Raw genomic sequence first — 10,012 nt, 5'->3', positions numbered from 1 at the left:
CTCAGATTCTGTTGTATGTAGTTCTGCAGCAGAAGCTCTAGGTAAAATAGGTTCTAAGAATGCAATTCCAGGATTAATTCCACTCCTAAAAAACTCAGACAATTATGTGCGTAGTTGTGCAGTAAAAGCTCTGAGTAAAATAGGTTCCGAAACAGCTATCCCAGGATTAATTACACTACTTGAAGACTCAGACTATAATATGCGTAGAAGTGCAACAAAAGCTGTGGGTAAAATAGGTTCTGGAAATACAATTGTTGAGTTGACAAAAAAATTAAAAAAGGATAGTTTTGTCAAACAAAGTCTATCTGAAACTATCGACACCATCCAAACCATCCAACAACGCCTTCAATACTACAAACCAACCCCCAAAATACCCATGTCTAACACACTTTCTCACAACTACGCCCTACTAATAGGAGTCGGCGACTGCAAATACGCCAACTGGTCACTTCCCGTCACAGTCAAAGACGTTGAAGCCATCAAATCATTCCTCATAAAGCCCGACTTATGTGGTTACATTGACAATAAAAATTATCTCCGAAGACTCTGCAATGAACAAGCAACAAAACAAAACATTTTAGACAACTTAAACTGGCTCCAACAACAAGCAAAAAACGACCCAGAAGCCACAATATTAGTCTATTATTCCGGTCATGGTTGGCTAGATAAATCAACCCAAAACTATTATTTAATCCCCCACGACACCAGTCCGGTAAAACCACAAAAAACAGCATTACCAGCAACAGAATTTAACAACGCCCTCCAGCAAATATCCGCCCAAAAACTATTAGTAATAATAGATAGTTGTCACGCCCAAGGAATGGCAACCGCCAAACAAACAGACGAACTAGAATTACCCGAAAACTTCAGTCAAACCGCCCTCCCGAAAAACTTAATAGCAGACTTAAGAAAAGGAACAGGGCGAGCAGTATTCACCTCATCCACAGGAGAAGAAAAATCTTATTATCAAGAAGAAATGAGCATCTACACACAACATTTTTTGGAAGCATTAAACGGTGGAGGTAATAAACCAGGAGATAAATTTGTCACGGTTTCCAATTTAATGAATTATGTGGGAAAAACTGTTCCTGAAAGCGCTCAACAATTAGGCAAAAAACAAACCCCCATATTCGACTTTTCCCAGACAGAAGATTTTCCCGTAGCGTTATTGCGTGGGGGGAAAGGTTTACCCGAAGGGGGATGGGAGGAAGTACAACAAGAAACACAAGAGAAAATTCAAGCGGAGCGTGATGTTAATATTGAGACTAATATTGTTGAGGGTGATTTGAATATGCGCGATCGAATAAATATCCCTGGTAACTCTAGAGATATAATAATTAATAATTACGATTCAAACAAAAGTCAGTCGTTGGGTTGAAGTGCTCACACGGATTATGCCACGGATATACGGATTAAGAGGCATAACGAAATTCAACAAATTAACTCCAAAAATCTATGTGATATGCTTGTAGTAGGGCTTCAGTCCTTTAAATCTTGCTATTAGGGCTTCAACCCTAATACGAGCGTATTTCAGCAATAAGTTGGGTTTCGGGTTCCTCAACCCAACTTATTAATTCCACAAATTGTAGTTATTGTTGGGTGTCGCGATCGCTTAACCCAACCTACAATTTATTACGCTTTAAATAAAAAACGAAACCCAACATATTAATTCCACAAATTGTAGTTATTGTTGGGTGTCGCGATCGCTTAAATAATATCAAATCCGTTTACTTTAGAGTAACATAATTCCGTTGATCGTTATGGAATGGGTAGGGGCGAATGGCCATTCGCCCCTACAATGTGAACTTTAAATCCAATTATAATTTTATTAATAATGCTTTGAAATATTTAAGCTTAAGATAATGAGATTATCCTTGATTATTGGAATTTCTAGTATAATTACAATTCTACCCTTAGCATCAAACTTAGATGCAGCAGATATTCTATACCCATCATCAAAACCTTCATCAGAATTTACTAAAACTAATATTATTTATCTTGCCAATAACTGGTATAACTACAAGGCTACAGACGGTAGTTATACAATTTATTTTCCCCAAAAACCACAAGAGAAAAATTTATCTGTCAATACCCCTTTAGGAAAATTAAATACCTTATTTGTCTTCTACGAATATCCACAAGAAAAACGAATTTTTTATGTTTCTCACGTTAAATATCCAGTCGAACCTAGCGAATATAATGTGGAAAAAGGATTAGATGGAGCGCGAGACGGGGCGGCACAAAATACTAATTCTATAATAGTTAATGAAAAGAGAATTACCTACAAAGGATTTCCAGGTAGAGAAATTACTTTCCAGTCACGAGAAAGACCAGATTTAAAAACACTGGCAAGAATATATATCGACCCTAACGGACCAATATTATATAGTTTACAAGTAATTGTTGAAGATGGAAATTTAGACTTCCCAGAAGCTAAAGCTTTTTTAGATTCTTTTGTAGTTTTTTAGGGAGAAAGTAATAGATTGGAATGTTTGTAGTTTTGCTCTAGCCCAAATATAAAAATTTGGTTATCCTACTCGCGTAATGGTGAGAATATACATTTTTTTCCCACACTTCCTATACGATTACTATGCACCAGCATCAAACATTTTAGGGGCTAGAGCAAAACTACGAGCTTAATGATAATTAAACCAATATTTTTGTCGAACTTTATTTAGCAAAAATTGATGCAGTTACAATCCAGGAGCCTTTTTATCTGCGTAGCAAACTGATAACTGATAACTGTTAACTGATAACTGACTACTCTGGAACATCCCAAACTTTTTTAGCTAATTGAGTCAATATCTCCTGGCGAGTTTCTATTGCCTGAGAATCCCATTTTTCAAATGTCTTTAAATCTTTTACAGCCAAATCAATAGTAGTATTTTCCCCAACAGAAATTTCTTCGGCAATAGTTCTAGTCAACAAAAATCTTGACTTTGTATAACCTAATTTTTTCTCACCAAAACTAGCATTAGCAATAGCAGATTTAATCGAACCTTCTAATAAAGTCAAATTTCCTAAACGTTTACTATAATTTCCTATTTCAGTAGGTTTATCAAATTCTGTAATTACTTCTTTTGTAGGAATTTCTGGCAAAATTTGTTCTAATTCTAATTTGAGAATATAATTTCGTAGATCGTCAATTCCTCCCCCACCACCCCAGGCAGTTTCATCTATATATTGTGTCAGTTTTGCCAAAATATATTTAATTTGATATGGCTGGAATGATGACTTATTCAGTTTATGGAATGCTGTCTCAAATTTGTCTGCTACTCGTTGTTTGTTAGGAATAATTTGGTTAGCAATAAACTGATTAAAATCTTCTTGTGAAGTAATTTGACGTAATTCACTTGCCCACTTAAGAATCATGCCATCAAATGCTTTTTGATTCCGCTCGCTAGTTAACATTGCCAAAAATAATAAATTTTCTACTTCTCTACAGAGAGCGACAAAACAATCTTGAGGCAATTTATTTACAGCTAAAAGTAATATTAAATGCTGCCTAACATTTACACTAAGATTTCTAATATTTACCAAATAACGATTTACAGTTCCATCAATATTATTACCTGCTAAAAATTCCACATAAGCTTGAGCTGAGGCAAGTAAATTATTCACAAACCGAATTGGTTCAGTTTTATATTCGCATAGAGATTCATTTTTCAAGAACCAATTATAGACTTCTTTTTCGGCAATATAATTCCCATCTTCTGCATACTTAGCTAAGATAAAATAACGCAAAAAACGCATTGGTTTTTCTTGAGAATGATAGAGCAAATCTATCATTTTTTTCCATTTTACTTTAATTTTATCATAGTTTGTTTGTTTAGCTTTAGCAAAAATCAGATTTTTCAGTAAATCCATATCATCTAGGGGCAAACCACGATGATTTAGAGTTGAATATATTTTCAAAGCATGGGAAACACTAGCCGTTTTTACTCGAATTAACTTAACATTTTTGACAAAATATGCGTAAAACTTTTTCAGATTAGAAATAGCAAGTTCATCTAGTTCAAAATTATCAGAAAGAAAATTTCTAATTTGAGCATAAGCATTCTGAATATTTTTAACAGAGCGAGTAGGAGCAACAAGCTCTAAATCTACTTGTAGAGCGATATTTTCTAGTATTCCTCGACTTTCCTCATATTGTAGTTCTACCCTATGTCTAAACTGGTCATTACCCCAGTTATCCGTATATAAAGCAGCAATCTTATTTTTTAATGCTTCAATGCGTTCATTAGGATTAATAGTTAATAGATAATCCCGAATTGCACAGAGGACTAAATAAGCAGTAGTCATGCGTTGCTGTCCATCAATTACTTCATAAAATTTTTCCCCACGACTACAAACAATTATACTGCCAATAAAATACTCAGAATAGGTGTTTTGAATTTGTTCAGAAAATTCTTCATAGATGTCTTGAATAAATTCATTTACCTCTTTTTCTTCCCAAACATACTCGCGCTGATAATCAGGAATGACATAAAATTCATCAAATAACTTTTCTAAAGTCATGTCTTGAGATTCAATAGTTGCCATATAATTACCTCAATAGTTTTAAGACTCCGCCCTGAGAAGGAATCTTTCAATAATTAACAATTAAAAATCAATAATCCCCTCTTATTTTTAAGAAGAGAATTGCTTAACAGTAAATTTTTTTCTCCTTGAAAACAGAGACTTTAAACCTTAATTTTTCGGTAAAATAAATCTGATAAACACCTCAAATATCTATTATTTTGTGAGTTACGGCGGCAGGGAAATATTATTTTATTCTGTGAAATTATTCCCGTCAATTCAAGTCGGCGACAGCCGTTTTGCTGTCGCACAACTCCCTTAACAGTCCGCGATATGAATGGGTTAGTGTTAGCGAAATTCCTCTGAAAAAGGCAGAATGACAAACAGAAAGCTTTGCCTTAGCAAAACCCACCCTACATCAAGGCTTAATTTTTTATTTATAGATACCCTCTTAAAAATGGGGTTTAAATAAATAGAAATAAGCTGAATAGTACGGTCAAAAAATTTGCTCCTCCTTCTCCTCCTGATACCTTCTTTCTTTCTCCTGACTCCTAATTTATAACTGTTCATCCGGACATGATATAAATCCTAATTACAGTAAAATCATCGGCAAAACTATTAAGATATCTGCGCTCCTACTAACTCCTGATTATTGATTTCTGACTCATGACTACCAAAGATATTTAGCAAAAGTTTTGAGATTTGGTATAACTCATCAAGTCAAAAAATACCTCAAAAAGTAACAGTAGAGTTACCGAAGCAAACCCTACTGTCAACCAATCAACCTCACAAAAATTTTATCTCTATTAAATCTTCCTGAAGATTTCATACTCATTATTCTTCCTCTTAAAATATGGAGAGGCAAGAAATATACAGTTTGTGAGAACAGTCAATTCTAGCGAAACATACTACTAACTGAAGTATCTTCATGAATGCGCCAAATAGTCTCACCCAATAAATTCGCAACCGAAAGGACTGTTAACTGAGGAAAGATATGTTCCTCACTGAACGGAATAGTATTAGTAACAATCACCTCTTCAAATATTCCATGGGAAAGACGCTCAATAGCTGGTGGGGAAAATACAGCATGAGTAGCACAAGCATAAACTTGTCGTGCCCCATGTTCACGCAATAGTCGCCCACCTTCACAAATAGTCCCAGCTGTATCAATCATGTCATCTACCAGGACAGCAGTTTTGTCCTTGACATCCCCAATTATATTCAAAACTTCTGCCACATTGTGAGCTTGGCGACGTTTATCTATAATTGCCAAAGGGGCATCATTTAGCTTTTTAGCAAAAGCTCTGGCTCTTGCCACCCCACCCACATCAGGAGAAACAACAACAATATCAGATAAATTCTTACTTGTTAAGTAATCTAAAATTACTGGCAAACCGTAAACATGATCGAAAGGAATATCAAAATAACCCTGAATTTGAGCCGAATGCAAATCCATTGCCAGAATGCGACTAGCTCCCGCCTCAGTAATCAAATTGGCCACTAATTTCGCAGTAATTGACTCTCGTCCAGCAGTTTTACGGTCTGCCCTAGCATAACCATAGTAAGGAATTACCGCAGTAATTTGTCTGGCAGAAGCACGACGACAAGCATCTACCATTATTAACAATTCCATCAAGTTGTCATTAACTGGACGACAACTAGGCTGAATCAGATAAACATCACAGCCCCGAATTGATTCCTGAATTTGAACATATAGTTCTCCATCAGCAAAACGCTTACGCACCATTGGGCCTAGGTCTAAACCTAGGTATCTAGCTACTTCCGTAGATAGAGGAACGTTAGCAGATCCTGAAAAAAGTCTTAGTCGATTATGATCGTTAGCAATAGCAGACACAGGAGCCTGAATTGGTAAAGTAGCACGGATCACGGCAAGCCCTCGTAGCACCTTTATTCATCGTGATCTTATCATCTCAAACAAAAAATATTCTTCCGTATTTTTATCGACAGAAAGATTATTTTATCAGCAATATATCAAGGATTTTTGCCCTAATTAATCTGATTATTATGAAACATTTAGTAATAAAATTCAAGAACTCTTTGAAAATTTTAAAATCTCTTAAGCAGATGCTATTTTCCTGATAATATAATTATTTTACAAGTCAAAAGTCAAAAGTCTAAAAAAATAAGTCAAAAGTATAAATAAGGATTTGACGGAAAACCTTTACTAGGTATTATGGCCCTACGGCCAAGTCAGAAGTAATCTATGACTGAGTTTTTGCTGCCCAAATGCTCTGCAAACAGCATTTAGTGATGTCCCGGCCCTTTGCTTCGACTGCTATAAAAGATAGGGAATTAGCAGGTTTCAACCTGAATGGCCGTTTTTGTCCCCTTATTTCCTGATGATTTATGACATGATTTTAGAGTTAATTGCGATCAGAATTAGGATTATGAGTTTAAAGGACAAAATCACAGAGGAGATTAAAGCCGCGATGAAGGCCAAAGATAAGGTACGTCTGGAGACAGTTCGTAGCATCAAAAAAGTTATTCTAGAGGAGGAAGTCAATGCTAGGGCGGCTGGCAAAGAGTCTTTGACAGAAGCTCAAGAAATGGATCTATTAGCAAGATTGGCTAAACAACGCCGGGATTCTATAGAGCAATATACTCAAGTAGGTCGTCAGGAACTAGCAGATCAAGAAGCAGCAGAATTGGCCATTATTGAGGAATATTTGCCAAAACAGTTATCTGATGATGAGATTGCTCAGGTAATAGATGAGATTATTGTCCAGGTGGGGGCTAGTTCTGCTAAAGATATGGGTAAAGTTATGGGCCCGGCAATGCAGCAGTTGAAAGGTAAGGCCGATGGTAAAAAAGTTCAAGAAATGGTTAAGACTAAGCTAAATTAATAGTTAAATAGCAAGCTAAGAGACTGTTTATTAAATAAAGATTAATAAAGCTAGAATGGTTAATCTCGGTGGGTTATGACGGACAGCTTCCACCTAGCATGAGCAACAGGATATATTTAGGCTTAACCAACACTAAACAAGAATTTAACTTTCATTTAACAAACAGTTTCTTAAAAATAGGGGTTGGGAGTATATAGCAGAAGTCAGAAGTCAAATTCTGGCTGTGACTAAATTTGAGAGGAGCGAGAATGTCCTAATCGCCCTGGCTACTGATATACTTTTGAGCGAATAGCAAAAAATAAATTATCTAATTTTTGAAATAAACCTGTTTGTTTCCCTGTTTCTATTCCTCGCTCCCTACTCCTTAAATTCAGGGTAATTGTATATTTTGTGATTTGGAAGTCCCTGAGTAGCTGCTCCTTTCCCAAAACTCAGACTTTAGCATCGATAGTCACCAGCAATCAGTAATATCAATTAATCATATAATTACAATTTATTAATATTGTTAGCTAAGATAACACTGAAAAATGCTAATTGATGGCTGAAATATAATAGTTAATAACAATATAATTAATTACGACATAGAATGAATATGGAAGAATAACTATCGCTTCTATAATAACAGTAATAGCCCTAAATTAGAATAGCCCTAAATTAGCCAACAAATCTATAGCAATCCGCGCATAGGTTGCGGGTAATCAAAAAGTAAATAAAAAAACTGAAACTCTTATATGTTAGCTGTTCCCTGTTCTCTGTTCCTTAAAAAGCAGTAAGATTTTTGACACGAATAAAATAGGATTACTATAGTATAAAAAATATTAACTATCTAGTAACTATTATATTAAATCAAACCTAATTATTATTATGCAACTACCTATTGCCATTGGCACAATTCTGCAAAACCGCTATCGCTTGATTAGTATTTTAGGTCAAGGCGGATTTTGTCGTACCTATCTAGCAGAAGATACAGGTCGTTTTAATGAACGTTGCGCCCTCAAAGAATTTATTCCCCAACAAACAAATGCTTATGCAGTAACAAAATCTCAAGAATTATTTTCTCGTGAAGCAGCAGTTCTCTATCAAATTCAACATCCCCAAATTCCTAAATTTAGAGCTACCTTTGAGGAACATCAACGTCTATTCTTATTACAAGATTACGTTGAAGGCAAAACCTATAGGACTATATTACAAGAGCGTCAGGTGACAAATAGTTTGTTCTCAGAAGCAGAAGTGTTAACTTTTTTAGAACAAATGTTATCGGTTTTAGGTTATATTCACAATTTTGGAATCATTCACCGAGACATATCTCCAGACAATATCATTAGGCGTGAAAGCGACCAAATGCCAGTATTGATAGACTTTGGCGTAGTTAAGGAAATAGCTACAAAAGTTCAATCTCCCGACTTAAGTGTACCTCTGACAAATGTAGGAAAATTTGGCTACGCTCCCTGGGAACAAATTCAATTGGGAAGAGCAACAGCAAATAGCGATCTATATGCTTTGGCAGTTACGACAGTTGTGCTATTGACGGGAAAAGAACCTCAAGAATTAATCGATCAAACTACATTAACCTGGAATTGGCAACGGTGGGTAACAGTTAGTCCTGGGTTAGCTGAGATTATCAATAAAATGTTAAGTCATCAACCAGGCGATCGCTACCAGTCTGTCTCCGAGGTAGGGAAAGCTTTAGCAACATTACCCGGTGTAAAATCTCAGCAACTACCTACTATTAACCAAGAACAAAATCACTTTTCTGCGTCTCAAGAAGTGACAGTAGGTACAACTCCAAATCAACATCCTAACACTAATAATAATGATAGCTTTTTTGATAATCATAAGTGGGTTGCAACTACATTAGTGGCACTATTAGTTGTATTATGTGGGGTAGCTTCTTGGGGTGTAGTTAATTTTATCCTCAAGCAAAAACAACAACAACCTCAGCTTGAGAAAGCAACTGAAATTAACCCCATATCAGTACCAACTTTACCAACTATCGCCCCTACTCCATCATCGCCATCTCCAATAGCTACATCAACATCATCACCATCACCTACTGTGTCACCACCACCAATTATTTCTGCACCATCCTCAACACCAGAAATAGAAGTGAAACCATTACCTACACCCTCTGCTATTTCTGAAACTCCAGAAATAAGTTCACCGACATTAGTTACTTCTGAGGAGCGTCTCAATGTATTGCCTGGGGAACCTATATCTATTGAGGGTAATTTGAAAGGGAATGAAACTATTAAGTATATAATTTCTGGCACTCAGGGGCAAAATTTGAATTTATTAGTGACAGGGGAAGGGGTATTAATGAGTTTATTGGGAGCAGATGGATCAGCAATAGATCGAGTCTCTGAGAAAGTATCTATTTGGAAAGGAAAGTTGCCTACAGATGGTGACTACCAAATAACTCTCACTCCTTTACCTGATTTACCTGGTACTGACTACAAGCTAGATATTAATTTAATTAATCTCACACCTAAATTTACTCCTAGCACTACTCCAGAAGCAAAAGACTCACCTATACCTACTACTACTCCAGAAGCAACAGACTCACCTGCACCTACTGCTACTCCAGAAGCAACAGACTCACCTGCACCTACTGCTACTCCAGAAGCAACAGA

6 protein-coding genes are annotated in these 10,012 nt (G+C 35.9%); 4 read left to right on the top strand and 2 right to left on the bottom strand.

Annotated features, from left to right (window positions below):
* A partial coding sequence (locus tag ACP6PM_RS23525) for a caspase family protein (RefSeq protein WP_426588935.1) occupies positions 1-1,378 on the top strand: 1,378 nt, incomplete at its 5' end.
* Between the two features lie 484 nt (positions 1,379-1,862).
* On the top strand, positions 1,863-2,468 hold the full coding sequence (locus ACP6PM_RS23520; protein ID WP_426588933.1) for a hypothetical protein: 606 nt from the start codon (positions 1,863-1,865) through the stop codon (positions 2,466-2,468).
* Positions 2,469-2,760: 292 nt separating this feature from the next.
* Here the strand turns inward: ACP6PM_RS23520 and ACP6PM_RS23515 are convergent, their stop codons facing one another.
* Together ACP6PM_RS23515 and ACP6PM_RS23510 are read right to left on the bottom strand one after the other, a co-directional pair.
* Positions 2,761-4,542, bottom strand: a complete 1,782-nt coding sequence (locus tag ACP6PM_RS23515; RefSeq protein WP_426588931.1) for a DUF262 domain-containing protein — start codon at positions 4,540-4,542, stop codon at positions 2,761-2,763.
* Between the two features lie 871 nt (positions 4,543-5,413).
* The gene (locus tag ACP6PM_RS23510) at positions 5,414-6,406 is read right to left on the bottom strand and encodes a ribose-phosphate pyrophosphokinase (RefSeq protein WP_426588941.1); all 993 of its coding nucleotides are present in this window, start codon (positions 6,404-6,406) and stop codon (positions 5,414-5,416) included.
* Between the two features lie 520 nt (positions 6,407-6,926).
* Between ACP6PM_RS23510 and ACP6PM_RS23505 the strand changes: the two genes are divergently transcribed.
* Together ACP6PM_RS23505 and ACP6PM_RS23500 are read left to right on the top strand one after the other, a co-directional pair.
* Positions 6,927-7,382: a GatB/YqeY domain-containing protein gene (locus ACP6PM_RS23505; RefSeq protein WP_426588929.1), complete on the top strand. Its 456-nt coding sequence runs from the start codon at positions 6,927-6,929 to the stop codon at positions 7,380-7,382.
* Positions 7,383-8,246: 864 nt separating this feature from the next.
* A partial coding sequence (locus ACP6PM_RS23500) for a protein kinase domain-containing protein (protein WP_426588927.1) occupies positions 8,247-10,012 on the top strand: 1,766 nt, incomplete at its 3' end.

Origin of the sequence: Dapis brunnea BLCC-M229 (genome assembly GCF_050015995.1) — a bacterium.
Taxonomy (GTDB): domain Bacteria; phylum Cyanobacteriota; class Cyanobacteriia; order Cyanobacteriales; family Microcoleaceae; genus Trichodesmium.
The sequence above is the reverse complement of the archived record's forward strand: the minus strand, read 5'-3'. Positions and strand labels throughout refer to the sequence as shown.